Raw genomic sequence first — 17,514 nt, forward strand, 5'->3', positions numbered from 1 at the left:
TAATAAAACATCAACCATCAAACGAATATGCGGTCCAGGCAGCAGAAATGTGCCCGAAGCGGTGACTCCGTTATTGGAGTCAAAAGTGTGAGGTAGATGTACAAATGCAGGGCACCCAGTGCACTGCAAGCCCACGATTATAGCGTGCTTTGCGGGTTTCTACCAGTCCCCTGCTCAACCGCGGGCATCGCGGCTTCCTGCCGCCAGCCTGTTCCGTGCGCACTCGCTATCATTTCAATAGCTGCTTGCGCCCGTTCTGCCTGGCCAAAACCCCGAAATGGCTTAAAGGGTATTCACTTCAGAAAGTGTTGCCGGTAGTGCTCAAGTTCGTCAATCGACTCATGCACATCGGCCAGGGCGGTGTGGCTCTGGCGCTTTTTGAAGGCGCTGTAGACCTCGGGACTCCAGCGTTTGGCCAGCTCCTTGAAGGTACTGACATCCACGTTGCGGTAATGCAGGAAAGCTTCGAGTTTGGGCATGTACTTGACCAGGAAGCGCCTGTCCTGGCTGATGGTGTTGCCGCACAGCGGCGAAACACCCTTGGGAACGTATCGGGCCAAAAAAGCCAGAATCTGCGCTTCGGCATCTGCCTCGTCCACGGTGCTGGCCTTGACCTTGTCGATCAGGCCGCTACGCCCGTGGGTGCCCTTGTTCCAGTTGTCCATCTGGTCCAGCAACTCGTCGGTCTGGTGGATCGCCAGAACCGGGCCTTCAATGCGCGGCGTGAGTTGCGGGCCTGTGACGATGACGGCAATTTCGATCAAGCGCTCTTTTTCCGGGTCGAGGCCGGTCATTTCGCAGTCCAGCCAGACGAGGTTCTGGTCTGATTTTTTAAGTAGGGGTTCAGTTTCAGGCATCTTGCGATTCTCGCTGATCGCCTAAACTGCCAGCCATGACCGACTATTCGCTTGTTTTCACCGGGGTGTTTTCTGCCTTTCTGGTGCTGGGGCTGCTCACGAAGTTCTACCTGGCTTCGCGGCAGATCCGCCATGTGGCGCGCAACCGGAATGTCGTGCCCGCTGCCTTTGCGGCCACCATTTCGCTGCAGGCGCACCAGAAGGCAGCCGACTACACCATCGCCAAGGCACGCTTCGGCATGCTGGAGATGGCCTTCGCCGCAGCCGTGCTGCTGGGCTGGACGCTGCTGGGCGGCATCGACGCGTTGAACCAGGCCATCGCCGGTTCCGGCCTGGCCACCTGGGGCGTGCTGGTGCCGCAACTGGCCCTGCTGGCCGCTTTTGGCCTCATCAGCGGTTTGCTCGACCTGCCCTTCACCCTGTACAGCACCTTCCGCATTGAAGAGCGTTTCGGCTTTAACAAGATGACCTTGAAGCTCTGGCTGGCCGACCTGGTGAAGTCAACGCTGGTCGGCATCGTCATCGGCCTGCCCATCGTGGCGCTCATCCTGTGGCTGATGGGCAGCGCGGGAAGCCTGTGGTGGCTGTGGGCCTGGGGCGCCTGGATGGGCTTTAACCTGCTGGTGCTGGTGCTCTACCCAACCGTCGTCGCGCCGATGTTCAACAAGTTCAAACCGCTCGAGGACGAAACACTGAAGGCGCGCGTGACGGCCCTGATGCAGCGCTGCGGTTTTGCGGCCAAAGGCCTCTTCGTGATGGACGGCAGCAAACGCTCGGCCCACGCCAATGCCTATTTCACCGGCTTCGGCGCGGCCAAGCGCGTGGTGTTTTACGACACCCTGCTCAAGCAGCTCAACCCCGGTGAAGTTGACGCGGTGCTCGCGCATGAGCTGGGCCATTTCAAGCACAAGCACATCATCAAACGCATCGTCTCGATGTTTGCCATGAGCCTGGCCGGTTTTGCCTTGCTGGGCTGGGTGTCATCGCAAGTCTGGTTCTACACCGGCCTCGGCGTGCGGCCAAATATCGCCCCCACGCTCAGCGCTGTCGCGTCATCGCTGCCCCCCGGGGGGGCGCTCGCGCCTTGGGGCGGCCCGGCGGCGCTCATGCCTGTCGCCAACGACGCGCTGGCGCTGCTGCTCTTTTTGCTGGTGGTGCCGCTCTTCAGCTTCTTCATCTCTCCGGTGTTTGCGCAGTTCTCACGTAAACACGAGTTCGAGGCCGATGCCTATGCCGTGGCGCAAACCGACGGCAAGGATTTGCAGAGCGCCCTGCTCAAGCTCTACCAGGACAATGCCAGCACCCTCACGCCCGACCCGGTGTTTGTGAAGTTTTACTATTCGCATCCGCCTGCCTCCGAACGGCTGGGCCGCATGATTCCTTCTGTTGAAAGCACCGCGACATGAGCAACCCGATTCACCAAAACCGCCGCGCCCTGAGCGCCACGGAGATCGTCACCCAGCTGAGCAAGCTCAATGGCGAGCAGGCCCTGGGCTGGCGCCTGATCGACGGGTCGCTGGAAAAAACCTACAGCTTCAAAAACTACTACGAGACCATCGCCTTCGTCAACGCACTGGCCTTCATCGCCAATGCCGAAGACCATCACCCCGACCTTGCCGTGAGTTACGGCAAATGCACCGTGCGTTTCAACACGCACGACGTCGATGGTGTCTCTGTCAGTGATTTTTTCTGCGCGTCGAAGGCTGACGCCTTGCTGGCTTGAGCAAAACGGCACGCCCTGCCGCCGCGCCCATCGCGGGCACGCGGCCCGGGCTGGTGGTGGCGGGTTTTGGCCGCCATGTGCTGGTAGAAACCGACACCGGCGAACGCCTCATCTGCCACCCGCGCGGCAAAAAAAGCCAGGCCGTGGTGGGAGACCGCATTCGCTGGCTGCCTTCCGAAGACGAAGGCACCATCGAGAAAATTGAAGAGCGCCGCAACCTGTTTTACCGACAGGATGAGATGCGCACCAAATCTTTCGCCGCCAACCTCGACCAGGTGCTGATCCTCATCGCAGCGGAACCTGAATTTTCAGAAAGCCAGCTGACCCGCGCGTTGATTGCCGCTGAGGCCGAGGGCATCACCCCCATCATCGCCCTGAACAAAAGCGACCTCACCGAGCCTTTCGGGCGCGCCTGGGCCAAGCTGGCGCCCTACCGCGCCATGGGCTACAGGATGCTCTCGCTGGCCATCAAGCCCAAAACAGCGACAAGCGGGCCGGCCGATGCCCCGCACCCGGAACTGCAGGAACTGACGGACTTGCTGCGGGACAAGAAGACGCTGGTGCTGGGACCTTCTGGCGCCGGTAAAAGCAGCCTGACCAACCTGCTGGTGCCCGACGCGCGGGTGCTGACGGCGGAAATATCGCAGGCCCTGAATTCAGGCAAACACACCACCACCAGTACCACGCTGTACTGGGTGAATACCGGGACGGACGGCCAGAGGACCACCGCGCTGATCGACTCGCCGGGCTTTCAGGAGTTCGGGCTGCACCACATTGACCCAGTGCAGCTGGCCAACTACATGCCCGACCTCAAGGCGCACGCCCAGGACTGCAAGTTCTACAACTGCACCCACCTGCATGAACCGGGTTGTGGCGTGATTTCAAAGGTCAAATCGGGCCCCAGCCCAGACGGAATCAGCGCAAGCCGCTATCGTTTGTATAGCGAATTGTTTGCCGAGCTGTCGCAGCCCCGCTATTGACGGGAATTGACGGGCAGCGCCCCTGCCGGGCAATAGCGTCAGGCTTTGAGCAGCTCGCGGCAGGCCTGCACCAGCGCCTCACATTGCGCCGGGGTGCCCACGCTGATGCGCAAATGCTGGTCGATGCGCGGCTGCCTGAAATGACGCACCAGGATGTTTTTTTCGCGCAAACCGGCCGCGAAGGCCGCTGCGTCGTGGCCAGGATGGCGAGCCAGCAGGAAGTTGGCCTGCGAAGGCAAGACTTCAAAGCCCAGGCTTTGCAGCTGCCGGCTTAACAGATCGCGACTCTGGATAACGGCCGCACGGGTCGCTTCAAAATAAGCGCGATCCTCGTAAGCAGCCACGGCGCCGGCGATGGCCAGGCGGTCCAGCGGATAGGAATTGAAGCTGTCTTTCACCCGCTCAAGGGCTTCAATCAGGTGGCGCTGGCCGGCGGCAAAACCAACGCGCAGCCCGGCCAGCGAGCGCGATTTGGACAGCGTGTGCACCACCAGCAGGTTGGGGTATCGCGCAATCAGCCCGATGGCGGTTTCGCCGCCGAAATCCACATAGGCTTCGTCTACCAGCACAACCCGCTCGGGCTGTTGCTGCAGCAGTTGCTCGATCTGCGCCAGTGGCAGTCCGGTGCCGGTGGGCGCATTCGGGTTGGCAATCACCACGCCTGCGCATGGTGCGGTGTAATCCGCCACATTGATGCACAGAGACGCATCCAGCGGCACGAGCCCGGCCTCAATGCCGTAGAGCCCGCAGTACACCTTGTAAAAGCTATAGCTGACATCCGGCATCAACAGGGGCTGGCCGTGGCGGAAAAATGCGCAGAAAGCGTGCGCCAGCACTTCATCCGAACCATTGCCGGCAAAGACCTGATCAGGATCCATGCCGTGGCAACCCGCAATCGCACGCCTGAGCGCGGTGGCCTGCGGGTCGGGATAAAGCTGCAGGCCGTTTTGCGCGGCGGCCGTGATGGCGGCAACGACACGGGGCGATGGCGGGTATGGGTTTTCGTTGGTGTTGAGCTTGACCAGGTCCGCAACGCCGGGCTGCTCTCCCGGCACATACGGCACAAGACCGCGCACCGCAGGGCTCCAGAAGGATTGCCCGGAAGGCGGGCTGCCGCTCATCCGAGCAGGCGTGCCAGGGTCAGCAGCGCCAGCAAGACCATCCACAGCACCACGGAACGCCACACCAGCCCCACGATGCTTCGCAGGTGCGCCACTTCGGGCTCACGGCCCGAAGTGGCTTCTGTGGCGATGCCGTCTTCCGCGTCCAGGCCACCCGCCTGGAAACTTTGCGAGGTGTCCGCTGAAAACGTGGTCTTGAGCGCTTCGCCGCCCAGGCGCACGTTCACGGCACCGGACGTAGCAGCCAGGATGATCCCGTCGTTGCGATTTTCAGAGGCCGAAGGTGTGCCAACCGGAAACCGGTGCGTGTAGTTGCGCCAGGCATCAATGGCGTCTTCAAAACTGCCGACCACCGCGAAACCCAGCGAGGTGACACGGGCAGGCACAAAATCGATCACGCCCCAGGCTCGGCTTGCGGCGAGTTGCAGCGCCGTGCTGGCGCCCTCGCCTGCCGCGGCGGCGGTCCTTCTTTTATAGGCCCAGTAGCGTGAAACGAACTCGCTCATGCGGTAGAGCACGGCGCCCGCAGGCCCCAGCCCCAGCGCAGCGAGCACCGAAAACCAGCCCAGCACGCCGAACACATGGCGGTGCGCGGCCAGCACCGAATATTCAATCACGTGGCGGACGATTTCGCTGCGTGGAAGCTCGCTCGCATCGACCTGGCGCCACTGCGCCAGCAATTCGCGCGCCGTCGTTTCGTCGCCGTCATCCAGCGCGTCGCGTATGTCCGTGAAGTAGTGACTGAACTGCCGAAAGCCCAGCGTGACATAAAGGATTGCCACGTTCCACGCAAAAGCCAGCACGGGATTGATGGTCCACAGCAGCCAGTGAATCAGGAAGGTGACCAGCGCCGGCACCAGCACGGCGACCGTCCATGCGATCCAGCCATGGTGCGGTTTGCCAGCATCCAGGCTGCGGTTGGTCCAGCGGGCCCAGCCCCGAAATCCCGCATGAATCCAGTTGCCGCGGGCCAGCGGACGGGCCTGTTCGATGATGAGTGCAAACAAAACGGCAAAAAAGCTCATGAGGAATCATAACGTGGCCCCCACGGTCGCTCACTTCGTGTAGCTCCCTGCCCCCCGAGGGGGCCGCCCGCCTGCGGTCTGGCATAGCCAGCCCCGCGGCTCATGCTGGCTTGCAGAATTCTTTGGGGCGCTGCCAGCGGGGGCCGTGCAAGCAGGGGCCGCGGAACCGGCTTTGCCGGGCCGCAGGCGCCGCCCCCTAGAGGGGGGAACAAGCTACACGTAGTGAGCTTGGACGGGGGTGGGCTAAGCCATCAGAAAACGATAGAGATTACGCAGCATGCCAGCCGTCGCGCCCCAGATATAACGCTCCCTGGCCTCGTTGCCATCACCTTCCATGGAGGGGTCGGAGTACGGCATGGAAAGCCATTGGCGTAGGGCGCCGTCGAATTCCATCTCGTGGCGGCGATGATTGGCCGGGTTCATCAGGTAGCCCAGCGGCACCTCGAAGACATCTGCGACTTCACCTGGGTTGGGCTGCAGCACGAAGCCGGGCTTTACCAGCGCTACGACCGGCGTGATGATGAAAGCGGTGCCGGTGACGTAGGTCGGCAAGGTGCCCAGCACCTCCACATGGTCGCGCGGCAAGCCGACCTCCTCGTGTGCTTCCCGCAGCGCGGTGTCCACTGCATCGCGGTCGGTTTCGTCCGTGCGGCCGCCAGGCAAGGCGACCTGGCCTGAATGCGTGGACAGGTTGGTGGTCCGCTCCGTCAGCAGCAGTGTCAGCTCGTCCCGCATGACCAGCGGAATCAGCACCGCAGCCAGCGCAGGCGTGCGGTCGGTGAATTTCTTTTCGACGCTGTGTTCGGGAGTCCACACAGGCGGATGCCGAAAACGCTGGCGCAGGGCCTCCGGTGAAAGGTGCGCCGAAGGGACCCCCGCCAGATGGTCATCAATACCCAGCACCGGGATGCTGCGCGGGTCAAACTTCGGCAGGGGCCGGGTGTTGTTCATGGAGTGAGAGGTTAGCAGGCAAAAAAAAGCCGCTCAACAGAGCGGCTTTTCAGGGCGGAGGTGCTTTTAGGCAGCCTTGGCGCCCAGCTTTTCCTTGATACGTGCGGATTTGCCGCTGCGGCTACGCAGGTAGTACAGCTTGGCACGACGCACATCACCACGGCGCTTGACTTCAATCTTCGCGATCAGCGGGCTGTAAACCTGGAACGTACGTTCCACGCCTTCGCCGTTGGAGATCTTGCGAACGATGAAGCTGGAATTGAGGCCGCGATTGCGCTTGGCAATCACCACACCTTCAAAAGCCTGCACACGTTTACGCGTACCTTCCACTACATTGACGCTGACGATCACGGTGTCGCCGGGAGCGTAAACGGGAATGGTCTTGTTCAAGCGGGCAATTTCTTCCTGCTCAAGGGTCTGGATCAGATTCATGGTTTATTCCATCTAACTTCTTCGCTCATACACGCGCTACGCTAAAGACCGCAAATCCATGGATTCACCCGAAGATGATTCAGATGGTTGCAGTGGCCGCCAGAGGATCGAAAAGCCTTTGATTATAGCAAGTCAGTGCTTTTTCAAGCGTCTTTGTCCGGATTTTCGACCAAATCGGCCAGAAAAGCTTCGTCACTTTCGCTCAAATTCCCACTCTGCCGTGCCATTTGCACCAATTCTGGGCGCTGGCGCTGCGTCAGCGCCAGGCGCTGTTCGCGCCGCCACCGCTCAATGTGGGCGTGGTTTCCAGACATCAGGGTGGTCGGAACAGGCTGGCCGCGCCAGCTTTCGGGCCGCGTGTAATGGGGGCAATCCAGCAAGCCGTCGAGCGCAGGGTTGAAGCTGTCCAGCTGATGGCTGCCCTCGTCATTGAGCACGCCGGGCTGGAGCCGCGCCACCGCATCCAGCAAGGCCATGGCGGCAATTTCCCCGCCCGACAGCACAAAATCGCCCAGGCTGATCTGCAAGTCAACATGGGCCTGGATGAAGCGCTGGTCCAGCCCTTCGTAGCGGCCGCAGATCAACACCGCACCAGCGCCGGCCGACCAGCCTTCAACGCCGGCATGATCCAAAGCCTTGCCCACGGGAGAAAAAAGCACCGTGGGAACTTTGGACGCACCTGAGGAAACGCGATCAGCCTGTATTTTTTCAAGGCACAGCGCCAGCGGCTCAGCCATCATCACCATGCCCGGGCCGCCGCCGAAAGGCCGGTCGTCCACGCGGCGGTAGTTGCCGTCGGCAAAGTCCCGCAGGTTCCAGAGCTTCACCTCAACAAGGCCTGATTCGTAGGCGCGGCGGGTCACGCCGCTGACCAGGAAGGGCGCAAAAAGCTCGGGGAAAAGTGTGATGATGTCGAAGCGCATGGGGCTATTGTGTGCGAGCCCGGCGCTTCGGGGCAACAGCCCCTTTGGGCTACAAAAATCAGTAGTCCGGCTGCCAGTCAACCGTGATGCATTTGCCGACGATATCCACCGCGTCGACATACACGGAAACAAACGGAATCATGCGTTCGGCGGTCACGCTCGTGCCGTCTTCCTGCTGGACGGTGTACTCCACACACAGGACAGAGTGCGGGCCGGTGGCCATCAGGTCACGCACCAGGCCCAATGGCACGCCTTCGCGGTTGACCACGTTCAGGCCGATCAGGTCGACCCAGTAGTACTCATCCTTGGAGGCCGCAGGAAAGCTGCTGCGTGGCAGGAAGATGCGTGCGCCACGCAAGGCCTCGGCCGCATTGCGGTCATCAAGGCCCATGAATTTGGCGACAACGGTATCGGAATGGACTTTGGCTTCGTCGACGCTGAGCGTGACTGTGCCGGAGAACACGGTGAATCCCGGGCGGAATTTGGCGTCAGGCGCCTGCAAAAACCAGGATTTGGCCGCAAAAAGCGCTTCTGGATCGGTGCTGTGCGGCAGGATTTTCACCCAGCCCTTGACGCCCCAGGCATCCAGGATGCGCCCGACTTCGATGGCGTCGTGCGGAAGGCTTGAGGGCGTCAAGCCTGCCGACGATTGAAGGCCGGGCTGCATCAATCTCTAAATCAGACCGAGTTCTTCAGGCCGTTTTGACAGCAGCCGTAGCACCTTGCTTGACCAGGCGCAGAACGGTAGGAGACGGCTGGGCGCCCACACCGATCCAGTGGGTCAAGCGGTCTTGCGCAATGCGCAGGCCTTCTTCGCCACCTTTGGCAATCGGGTTGTAAAACCCGATGCGCTCGATGAAACGGCCGTCGCGGCGAACGCGTTTGTCAGCCACGACAATATTGAAAAAAGGACGGTGCTTGGAACCGCCGCGTGCAAGTCGAATGACGACCATGATTTATCCTTCGGGTGGTGGGGCTTACCGGTAAGGTAGATACCCCAATGTTCTGCAGCGCTTGAGACACACGACATGGCCACCCGGCCAGCGAATTGCTGCAAAGCCTGAGATTATAGCCTGCGGAACGGTTTTGGCCCAAATTCACCTCCCCGCCCTTCTCCTATCCCCGAAACCACGACCGATATGCCCCTCATACGCCCCAGCCGCGAAGAAGACATCCCCGCCATCACGGCGATCTACAGCCACCAAGTCCTGCACAGCACAGGAACGTTCGAAACCGAGCCTCCCAGTGTGGCCGACATGACGACCCGCCGGGCTGACGTACTGTCCAAAGGCCTGCCCTACCTGGTCGCCGAGGAAGACGGAAAAATTGTGGGCTTCGCCTACGGTAACTGGTTCAAGCCGCGCCCGGCCTACCGGTTCTCTGTGGAGGACTCGATTTACCTCGCGCCTGACCTGCACCGCAAGGGCCTGGGCCGCGCCTTGCTTGCCGAGCTGCTGGCACGGCTTGAAGCGGTGGGCGTACGCAAGGCCATGGCCGTGATCGGTGATTCGGCCAATGCCGGCTCGGTGGGCGTGCACCGCTCGCTCGGCTTTACCGAAGTCGGCACCATTGCATCGTGCGGCTGGAAGTTCGGCGCCTGGCGCGACATCGTGATCATGGAAAAGACCCTGGGCGCAGGCGACACGCAGCCGCCGGTGAATGCACCCGCCGCATAATCACCGCATGCAAGCAACTGCCTCCACAGCCCCTAAAGCGCCCAAAAACAAAACCCTCGCCGCCTGGCTCGCCTTTATCGGCGGTCAGCTCGGCGTGCACCGTCTTTACCTGTTCGGCCTGGGCGACGTCTGGGCCTGGCTGCACCCCATCGCAGCGGCGCTGGGCTGGTGGGGTGTCGAGCGCGTACGGCTTTATGGGCAAGATGACCACCTCGCCTGGGTGCTGATTCCGCTGCTGGGCTTTACGCTGGCCGGCACGGCATTGACCGCCATTTACTACGGCCTGATGCCGACGGAAAAATGGAATGCGCTGCACAACACGGGCACGCCGGCCACCCAGGCGGGCAACACCAACTGGCTGACCATAGGCGCGGTGGTGTTTGCCCTGCTGTTCGGCACTATCTCACTGATGTCCAGCATCGTCTTCAGCTTTCAGCGCTACTTCGAGTACCAGGTTGAAGAGGCCAAGAAAATCAGCCAGTGAATAAGGCCCCCACGGTCGCTCACTTCGTGTAGCTTCCTGCCCCCCGAGGGGGCCGCCCGCCCTACGGCCCGGCAAAGCCGGTTCCGGGGCTCATGCTGGCTTAAGAGTTCAGTGGCGTAACAAGCGAAGGGGCTATTCACCAGTGGGGGCCGCGGAACCGGCTTTGCCGGGCCGCAGGCGCCGCCCCCTCGAGGGGGGAACAGGCTACACGAAGTGAGCCTGGACGGGGGTGGGTCAGAAAACCTGAAGGCTGACCCAGTACGCGATCGCAGCCACAAAAGCCGAGGCGGGAATGGTGAAAATCCAGGCCCAGACGATGTTGCCGGCCACGCCCCAGCGCACGGCTGAAGCGCGCTGCGTGGAGCCTACGCCCACGATGGCGCCGGTGATGGTGTGCGTGGTGGAGACAGGAATACCCAGCCCGGTCGCCAGGAAGAGCGTCAGCGCACCACCGGTCTCGGCACAGAAACCGCCTACGGGCTTGAGCTTGGTGATCTTCTGGCCCATGGTCTTCACGATGCGCCAGCCGCCGAACATGGTGCCAAAGCCGATGGCGATGTAGCAGACGATGACCACCCAGATCGGCAGGTGTTCCGTGGTCGCCATCATCCAGACCGGCAAACCCTGCACGTTGCTGGTGGTCGCGGCGATCAGCAACAGCCAGATGATGCCGGCGGTCTTTTGCGCGTCGTTGCCGCCGTGCCCCAGACTGTAAGCGCCTGCGGACACCAGCTGAAGCCGGCGAAACCATCGGTCGGCCTTCGACGGGGTCGTCCTGCGGCACACCCAGGCCACCGCCACCATCATCAGCGAGCCCAACAAGAATCCGAGCAGCGGCGAGACAAAGATAAAGGCCACCACCTTGAACACACCCGACGCAATCAAGGCACTTGCACCGGCCTTGGCGATGACGGCCCCCACGATGCCGCCTATCAGCGCATGCGAAGAGCTGCTGGGGATGCCGTAGAACCAGGTCACGATGTTCCAGGTAATGGCACCCATGAGCGCGCCGAACACCACATGCGTGTCCACCACCCCCGGCATCACGATGCCCTTGCCGATGGTCGCCGCCACGCTCAGGTGGAAGATGAAATACGCCAGGAAGTTGAAGAAGGCGGCGAACAGCACCGCCTGCCCCGGCTTGAGCACGCCCGTCGACACCACCGTGGCGATCGAGTTGGCCGCGTCATGAAAGCCGTTCATGAAGTCGAACGCGATGGCCAGGAAGACCAGCAGGAACACCACCCACAGGGCGGCCTGTACGGTTTGCATATTTATCCCAATGAGGTAGCTGGGGAAACGAACGCGCCGGGACGCAGCGCAGGGCCGCCCCAAGCAAGGCCAGCCCCCTCGGGGGGCAGCGAACTACGCGAAGCGAGGAGCGTGGGGGCTGCCATCTTCAGGAGTTCTCGAGGACGATGCCCTCGATCAGGTTGGCCACATCCTCACACTTGTCGGTGATGGTTTCCAGTAGTTCGTACACCGCCTTGAGCTTGATCACTTCCCGTACATCGGGCTCTTCCCGGAACAGCCGGCTCATGGCCGAGCGCATGACGCGGTCGGCGTCGGACTCGAGCTTGTCGATTTCCTCGCAGGTTTTCAGGGCCGCTTCAGCCGTCGCGGCATCGCTGACTTTTTCAATCAGCGCCACGGCGTCCTGCAGGCGTTCGCAGCATTTGACGCTCAGGTCGGTCAGCCGCACGATGTCGTCGGTCATGTGGCGCACGTCGTACAGCGCCATGGTTTCGGCCGAATCCTGGATCAGGTCGGCCACGTCGTCCATGGTGTTGATCAGCTTGTGGATCTGCTCGCGGTCGATAGGCGTGATGAAAGTCTTGTGCAGCGCCCGGTTGACTTCATGCGTGATGCGGTCGGCAGCGCGCTCGGCGTGGTCGACTTCGCGGTTGAAGGCTTCGCGCTTTTGCACGTCAGCGTAGTTCGCGACCAGGTTCGAGAACGCGTGGGCGGCCTCGACGATGCGTTCGGCATGCTGGTTGAACATCTCGAAAAAATTGCCTTCGCGCGGCAGCAATTTGCCAAACAGCATGGGGACTCCTGGGGGGAATGTGTCAAAAATATGACGTTTTTGTGACTGCCGGGAGTTTAACCGCCCGGGATTTTGGGCGGTTTGGGGTGGCTGATAGAGATTTTCTTGCTGAGGCTGCTGGCCGGGAGTTGCCCGGCGGCAAGTAACTTTCTTTTGCTTCGCCAAAAGAAAGTCACCAAAGAAAAGGCGACCCTGGTTCCTGCGTCCCTTCGCTGCGCTACGGGCAACCTGCGGTGCTCGGTCCAGCCGGGGTCAAAAACAACTCGCCTGCGGCTCAAACAAGTTTTGCCCTGATCCGTCTGGCCCTCCGCTCCTCGGCGCATCCACAAGGGGTGGAGAAGGAATACCAAACAGCCAAATACCGAAGACAAATACCGAGTACTCAGGCGCTTCGGAAGATGAAATACACCGCGCCAACCATGCAGAGGGCTGCCCACAGATAGTCGAGCTTGAGTGGCTCGTTCAAATAGAACACCGCAAAAGGCACGAACACGCTCAGCGTGATGACCTCCTGCATGATCTTGAGCTGCCCGACGCTGAACTGGGTAAAGCCGATGCGATTGCCGGGCACCTGGAGCAGGTATTCAAACAGTGCGATGCCCCAGCTGATCAGCGCTGCGATATACCAGGGCGAGGTGGCCAGGTTTTTCAGGTGCCCGTACCAGGCAAAGGTCATGAACACGTTGGACAGCAGCAGCAGGCCGATGGTTTGTGCCGACACCGGCAGGGACTGGAGGAATTGCATCAACGGCTCCGTAAATGATGACTAGACAAACCGCCCGACCAGCAGCAACACCACGGTCAGCGTCACCAGCGCCAGCGCGGTGGACACCACGACACTGGCAGTGATCAGGTCTTCCGCGACCTTGTAGCGCTGGGAAAACAAAAACACATTGGCGCCAATGGGCAAGGCCGAAGCCACCACCATGACCGCCATCGGCACGCCACCCACACCCAGCAGGCGGCACAAGGCGAACACCAGCAAGGGGTGCAGCAGATTTTTCACCCCCGCCAGTGCCAGCGCCGGGCGCCAATGCTCGCCTACACGCGTGTTGGCCAGCGTCACGCCCACCAGCACCAGCGCCAGCGGGCCGAAGGCATTGGCCAGCAGTTCGAGTGGCTTGTCGACCACCGCGGGAATCGTGAGGCCCGTCTGTGCAAACAGCAGGCCGGCAATGATGGGCAGCGGCACCGGATGCAACAGCGCGTTCTTCACGGCCATCAGCACGGTTGCCACGGGATGCCGCGGCGCGGCCGTGACTTCGTCGTGCATACCCAGCTTCTGTTCGTGCGCCACTGCCAGTTCCAGCACCACGGTGGCGCTGGTCAGCAACACCAGCGAATGCACCGACACCAGCGTAAAGAGCGTCACCAGCCCTTCGGGCCCGTACATCAGCCCGACCAGCGCGATGCCGATCATGACGGTGTTGGAGAAGGTGTTGGCCAGTGCCAGTACGGCGGCGCGGCGGTTAAAGCCCTGCAGCAGCAAGGTGCCACCAAACAACACGACCACGGCCAGAAAGTAGGCCAGCACCGGCTTGAAGTCCAGCTGCTCAACACGCACCTTGCTCATGGTGCGAAACAGCAGCGCCGGCGTAAGCAGCAGGAAGACCAGGTTTGAAAGGTCTTTTATCGCTCCGGGCCTTATCCACTGTGCGCGACCTGCTATGAAACCTGTAGCAATCAACAACACGACGGGAAGCAGGGACACGAAGACAAGCTGGTTCATTGCGCAATCTTAGCGTGCGGGTTGCCAGGCCGTCGCGGTGCCGTCTCCGTATTTTGCGGGGCGGCCCCGCTTAGAAAGCGTCAGCCACGGCAGTTTTGTGTGTGGCTCTTACCTGACGCTGGTGGCATCCGTAATGCGGTAGTAAAGGCCGTAAGAGTCGTCATTGAGGACCAGGAAGCGCCCTTCCACCACCACCGGCTCCATGCTGTATTTCACCGGCGTTTTGGTTTTGACTTCGACCATGCTCTCGGGCCCGCCGGGCAGGCAGAAGGCGCAGGTCAGCGGCACTGACGACAGCAAAAAATGCTTCTGCTTTTCGCCCGGGTCCAGCGGCATCATGAAACCCTGGATGCGCTGGGTTTTCTGGTTCAGCGCCATCTGGTCGAGGGTGAAGACCGGAAGGATGCGGTTTTTCTCGGTTTTGGTTTTCACGGCCGTCAGCACCGACCAGGGCACCACATCCGTGCGGGCCGCCAGCGGTGGAAACGGGCTGTTGGCGCCATGCACGCCCGCGCCCTGCCCGACCGGTATGTCAAACGCCGGCCCTGCCGCGGCGGGCTTGCCGCCATTCGCCATCGGTGAAGACAGCGTTTGCGCCGAGAGGCCTGCTGCGGCCAGCAGCGTGCAGCAGGCCAATGCCCACTTCAATCCGTGAAGGCCTGGTGTGCGAACGCGAAAAGAGGCTGTCATGCAATGCTCCAGAAAAAAACCGGCTCGATCACTTCAGGGAATGTATGAGTGAAAGTCAATGAACGTGTTTCATCCCGCAGTATTTGCCGACAGCCAGGCCTTTGCAAGCGGCCTGCAGCTCTTTTTCACAAACTTCGTCTTTCTTGCCCGATTCCAGGCATTTGGCGGCGTTTTCATGGGCGGCGGCCATGGCGCGGTGGCGCTGGATGTCTTCCTTGGTTTCCTTGTCGTTGTGCTGCGCGTGGGCCAGCGAAAACGTGGCGCTCAGGGCCACCGCCGCAAACGCAGCCGCAACAGGAGACAAGGTGAGGAATTTTTTGATGGTGTAGAGGTTTGTCATAAGAAGGTTACCTTGATTGGAGAAGTTCAAACACACTGACGCGGTAGGCTTCCCAGGCGGGCAGCAACGCAGACGCGAGCGCCACACCCAAAGCCAGTACCGGCACACTGACCAGCTCGACCGGCCATGACAGCGCACCGATCAGGACAGATTTTTCAAGTTGCAGCGCCCAGGCCAGCAGTGCCGTCAGCCCCTGCCCCGCCAGCACGCCCAGCACAGTCGCCAGCAGCGCCAGCCACAGCGCTTCGCACAGCAGCAGGGCGGCCACGCGGGCCGGCGGCGCGCCCAGCATGCGCAGCAGCGCCAGGTCGGCCCGGCGCTCGCGCACGGCACCCCACAGCGCAATGAAAACACTCAGGCCCGCCGTCAGCAGCAGCACGCCGGCCAGCGCCCGCAGCACGTCGGTACCCACACCCGCCATGCTGAGCAGGCGCGTAATTTCCAGCGCCGGCGCGGCAGCCTGCATCTCGGTGCTGCTGTTGATGTAGCGCGGAAAAGTCACGGCTGCCAGCGGCGTCTTGTACTGGATCAGCGCCAGCGTGATTTCACGCTCTTCTTCCAGCACCTTGCGGTCGTCGTCGTCCAGCGCGGTGTCGGTCTCATGCACTTGCCAGACGGACTCGGTGGCTGTCAGCACCAGGCGGTCCAGCACCGTGTGGCTGCCGGCCAGGACGCCCGACACCACATAAGGGCTCAGCTTGTGCTCTTCCCCGCCGCCGCCCAGGCCGTGCGTGCCGGTAAAGCTGTCGCCCACTTTCAGGCCGGTTTGCCGCGCCACCTGCGCGCCAATGACGGCCTGCATGGGCTTGGACCACAGCACGCCCTGCGCGAGTTGCGCGTCGTAATGGCGGATGTAGTCGGGCGTGGTGCCCACGATGCGAAAGCCGCGAAAACTGTCGCCCAGGCTGATGGGGATGATCTTGGCCACCTGCGGGTGCTTTTCCAGTTCCTTCACCGCCGCCAGCGGCACGTTGCCCGTCGGCACGTCGAGGTGGAACACGCCCGACAAAATCAGCTGCATCGGGCTGCCCTTGGCGCCCACCACCACATCAATGCCGGCCACGTCGCGGTCAAACGCCTGGCTGATCTGGTGGCTGACCAGCAGCAGAAAGGTGATGGAAGCCAGTCCCAGGGTGAGCAGCAGCAGGTTAAGCGCTGCCGCCAGCGGCCGCGACCACAGGTAGCGCCATGAAAATGCGACCGTGTTGAATGCTATCGTTTTCATAGCGGCTTGCGCTCGACCAATAAGGACTGCAGGCTCTTTTCGTCTTTAAAAAAGTCCCGGACACGTGCATCGTGCGTGGCAATCACCAGCGTGGCGCCCTGCTGCTGCGCCGCACTTTGCAACAAGGCCAGCGACGCCGCAGCCGCGTCGTCGTCCAGGCTGGCCGTGGGTTCATCGGCCAGGATCACGCGCGGCTTGAGCAACACCGCACGCGCCAGCGCTACACGCTGCGCCTGCCCGCCAGATAGTTGGGGCGGCTTGCGATCAGCCAACGCGCGCACGTCGAGCGCGTCCAACGCTTCGGCAATTCGGCCTTCATCATCTGGCTGGCCGGCGGCCCACTGCGCCATGGCCAGGTTGCCCTGCACCGTCAGCGCCGGGCTCAGGTGAAGCTTCTGCGGCAAAAAACCAATGGTTTGAGCCCGCCACGCGTCACCGGCACGCCCGCCCAGGGCCTTGATGGACTGGCCGGCCACCGTGATGTCGCCTTCACTGGGCGCCAGCAAACCCGCCGCCAGCGCCAGCCAGGTGGATTTGCCCGAGCCCGACGCGCCGCGCAGCAGCAGCACACCGCCCTGGGCAACGTCCACATCCCCGAACTGGAGGCCGGGGCCGTTGGCATAACGGTAAGCCAGTTGCCGGGTGCTGATCATGAAGAGGCCGTGCCGGTGGCGCAGTCGGCGCACACGCCCCGCACGGCAAAGTCCATGCTCATGCCCTGGTAGCCCAGCGCTTTCAATGCCTCCAGCGCGGTCTGCGCGGCGCGTTCCAGGTCTTTGGTGCTGGCCTTGAGCGCACCCGAACGCTTGCCTGACAACGCGCCCGACAAAGGACTGTCGCGGTGGCAGCTCTGGCATTCAAAGTGGGGAATGGCATGCACGCTGCTGGGCATCGCCTGGTAGCGCCGCACACGGTTGGCGTCCACGCGGCACAGCAGCAAGCCCACCTGCGTGAGCCGGTCGATCAGCCGGTACAGCGTGACGCGATCCAGCGTGACGCCTTCGCCGACATCATCGTCGCCGCCCAGCGCGGCCTGCAGTTGCGCGTGCGTGTAGCTGGTGTCCGGGTGGGCCAACAGCCAGCCCAGCACCAAACGCGCAGCGCTGGTGCGGCGCAGGCCGTGGGCTGACAGCAACGCGTCAATCGGGTCTGCGTCGGCGGTGATGCCGGGGCCGGTTCTGGAACGCCTGAGAGGTTGGACGGATGCCATGGATGAAGCCATTCCAAAAGAGTTTGGCAAAAGGGAGCGCGGTGTATTTTCACCATGCGCACAAATAACGCAACAATGTTGCATTAAACTATACAGCAATT

22 protein-coding genes are annotated in these 17,514 nt (G+C 62.0%); 5 read left to right on the forward strand and 17 right to left on the reverse strand.

The window, feature by feature from the left end; all coding sequences use genetic code 11:
* Positions 1–293: 293 nt before the first annotated feature.
* Positions 294–857: an oligoribonuclease gene (gene orn / locus AC1D11_RS10330; RefSeq protein WP_457279974.1), complete on the reverse strand. Its 564-nt coding sequence runs from the start codon at positions 855–857 to the stop codon at positions 294–296.
* A 35-nt stretch (positions 858–892) separates the two neighbouring features.
* Between orn and AC1D11_RS10335 the strand changes: the two genes are divergently transcribed.
* The 3 genes from AC1D11_RS10335 to rsgA are packed head-to-tail and all read left to right on the forward strand — an operon-like array spanning position 893 to position 3,560.
* The gene (locus AC1D11_RS10335) at positions 893–2,263 is read left to right on the forward strand and encodes a M48 family metallopeptidase (RefSeq protein WP_477646367.1); all 1,371 of its coding nucleotides are present in this window, start codon (positions 893–895) and stop codon (positions 2,261–2,263) included.
* Positions 2,260–2,580, forward strand: a complete 321-nt coding sequence (locus tag AC1D11_RS10340; RefSeq protein WP_477646368.1) for a 4a-hydroxytetrahydrobiopterin dehydratase — start codon at positions 2,260–2,262, stop codon at positions 2,578–2,580. The genes AC1D11_RS10335 and AC1D11_RS10340 overlap by 4 nt, the downstream gene beginning before the upstream one ends.
* Positions 2,577–3,560: a ribosome small subunit-dependent GTPase A gene (gene rsgA, locus AC1D11_RS10345; protein WP_477651009.1), complete on the forward strand. Its 984-nt coding sequence runs from the start codon at positions 2,577–2,579 to the stop codon at positions 3,558–3,560. The genes AC1D11_RS10340 and rsgA overlap by 4 nt, the downstream gene beginning before the upstream one ends.
* A 38-nt stretch (positions 3,561–3,598) precedes the next feature.
* On the opposite strand, the gene hisC is transcribed toward rsgA, so the two are convergent.
* The 7 genes from hisC to rpsP form a co-directional block, all read right to left on the reverse strand.
* Positions 3,599–4,681, reverse strand: coding sequence for a histidinol-phosphate transaminase (gene hisC / locus AC1D11_RS10350; protein ID WP_477651010.1), 1,083 nt, complete (start codon positions 4,679–4,681; stop codon positions 3,599–3,601).
* Positions 4,678–5,706, reverse strand: a complete 1,029-nt coding sequence (locus AC1D11_RS10355; RefSeq protein ID WP_477646371.1) for a CobD/CbiB family protein — start codon at positions 5,704–5,706, stop codon at positions 4,678–4,680. The genes hisC and AC1D11_RS10355 overlap by 4 nt, the downstream gene beginning before the upstream one ends.
* Positions 5,707–5,949: 243 nt before the next feature.
* Positions 5,950–6,657: a CoA pyrophosphatase gene (locus AC1D11_RS10360; protein ID WP_477646373.1), complete on the reverse strand. Its 708-nt coding sequence runs from the start codon at positions 6,655–6,657 to the stop codon at positions 5,950–5,952.
* Positions 6,658–6,723: 66 nt separating this feature from the next.
* A complete protein-coding gene (gene rplS / locus AC1D11_RS10365) occupies positions 6,724–7,089 on the reverse strand; it encodes a 50S ribosomal protein L19 (protein ID WP_077595343.1) in 366 nt (121 codons plus the stop codon).
* 143 nt (positions 7,090–7,232) lie between these two features.
* On the reverse strand, positions 7,233–8,012 hold the full coding sequence (gene trmD / locus AC1D11_RS10370; protein WP_477646374.1) for a tRNA (guanosine(37)-N1)-methyltransferase TrmD: 780 nt from the start codon (positions 8,010–8,012) through the stop codon (positions 7,233–7,235).
* A gap of 58 nt (positions 8,013–8,070) precedes the next feature.
* Complete coding sequence (gene rimM, locus AC1D11_RS10375; protein WP_477646375.1) at positions 8,071–8,679, reverse strand: ribosome maturation factor RimM; 609 nt, start codon at positions 8,677–8,679, stop codon at positions 8,071–8,073.
* A gap of 25 nt (positions 8,680–8,704) precedes the next feature.
* Positions 8,705–8,965: a 30S ribosomal protein S16 gene (gene rpsP / locus AC1D11_RS10380; RefSeq protein WP_457279965.1), complete on the reverse strand. Its 261-nt coding sequence runs from the start codon at positions 8,963–8,965 to the stop codon at positions 8,705–8,707.
* 186 nt (positions 8,966–9,151) lie between these two features.
* Here rpsP and AC1D11_RS10385 point away from each other — a divergent pair, with 186 nt between their 5' ends.
* Together AC1D11_RS10385 and AC1D11_RS10390 are read left to right on the forward strand one after the other, a co-directional pair.
* Entirely contained in the window at positions 9,152–9,688 is a 537-nt protein-coding gene (locus tag AC1D11_RS10385; protein WP_477651011.1) for an N-acetyltransferase family protein, read from the forward strand.
* Positions 9,689–9,695: 7 nt separating this feature from the next.
* Entirely contained in the window at positions 9,696–10,172 is a 477-nt protein-coding gene (locus AC1D11_RS10390; protein ID WP_477646377.1) for a hypothetical protein, read from the forward strand.
* 234 nt (positions 10,173–10,406) lie between these two features.
* Here the strand turns inward: AC1D11_RS10390 and AC1D11_RS10395 are convergent, their stop codons facing one another.
* From AC1D11_RS10395 to AC1D11_RS10435, 9 genes are all read right to left on the reverse strand, one after another.
* The gene (locus tag AC1D11_RS10395) at positions 10,407–11,444 is read right to left on the reverse strand and encodes an inorganic phosphate transporter (protein ID WP_477646378.1); all 1,038 of its coding nucleotides are present in this window, start codon (positions 11,442–11,444) and stop codon (positions 10,407–10,409) included.
* A gap of 127 nt (positions 11,445–11,571) precedes the next feature.
* Positions 11,572–12,219 carry a DUF47 domain-containing protein gene (locus AC1D11_RS10400; protein WP_457279961.1) on the reverse strand — a complete coding sequence of 216 codons (648 nt, stop codon included), beginning with the start codon at positions 12,217–12,219 and terminating at the stop codon, positions 11,572–11,574.
* Between the two features lie 382 nt (positions 12,220–12,601).
* A complete protein-coding gene (locus tag AC1D11_RS10405; RefSeq protein ID WP_457279960.1) occupies positions 12,602–12,964 on the reverse strand; it encodes a DMT family protein in 363 nt (120 codons plus the stop codon).
* A gap of 21 nt (positions 12,965–12,985) precedes the next feature.
* Positions 12,986–13,948, reverse strand: a complete 963-nt coding sequence (locus AC1D11_RS10410; protein WP_477646379.1) for an AEC family transporter — start codon at positions 13,946–13,948, stop codon at positions 12,986–12,988.
* Positions 13,949–14,056: 108 nt separating this feature from the next.
* Positions 14,057–14,638, reverse strand: a complete 582-nt coding sequence (locus AC1D11_RS10415; RefSeq protein WP_477646380.1) for a DUF3299 domain-containing protein — start codon at positions 14,636–14,638, stop codon at positions 14,057–14,059.
* 55 nt (positions 14,639–14,693) lie between these two features.
* Positions 14,694–14,978 carry a hypothetical protein gene (locus AC1D11_RS10420; protein WP_477646381.1) on the reverse strand — a complete coding sequence of 95 codons (285 nt, stop codon included), beginning with the start codon at positions 14,976–14,978 and terminating at the stop codon, positions 14,694–14,696.
* Between the two features lie 7 nt (positions 14,979–14,985).
* On the reverse strand, positions 14,986–16,203 hold the full coding sequence (locus tag AC1D11_RS10425; protein ID WP_477651012.1) for an ABC transporter permease: 1,218 nt from the start codon (positions 16,201–16,203) through the stop codon (positions 14,986–14,988).
* On the reverse strand, positions 16,200–16,856 hold the full coding sequence (locus tag AC1D11_RS10430) for an ATP-binding cassette domain-containing protein (protein WP_477646383.1): 657 nt from the start codon (positions 16,854–16,856) through the stop codon (positions 16,200–16,202). Before AC1D11_RS10430 ends, AC1D11_RS10425 begins: the two co-directional genes overlap by 4 nt.
* Positions 16,853–17,413 carry a Fur family transcriptional regulator gene (locus tag AC1D11_RS10435; protein WP_477646384.1) on the reverse strand — a complete coding sequence of 187 codons (561 nt, stop codon included), beginning with the start codon at positions 17,411–17,413 and terminating at the stop codon, positions 16,853–16,855. Before AC1D11_RS10435 ends, AC1D11_RS10430 begins: the two co-directional genes overlap by 4 nt.
* Positions 17,414–17,514: the final 101 nt, after the last annotated feature.

The sequence above is a fragment of the Polaromonas sp. P1_E11 genome, from assembly GCF_056405995.1.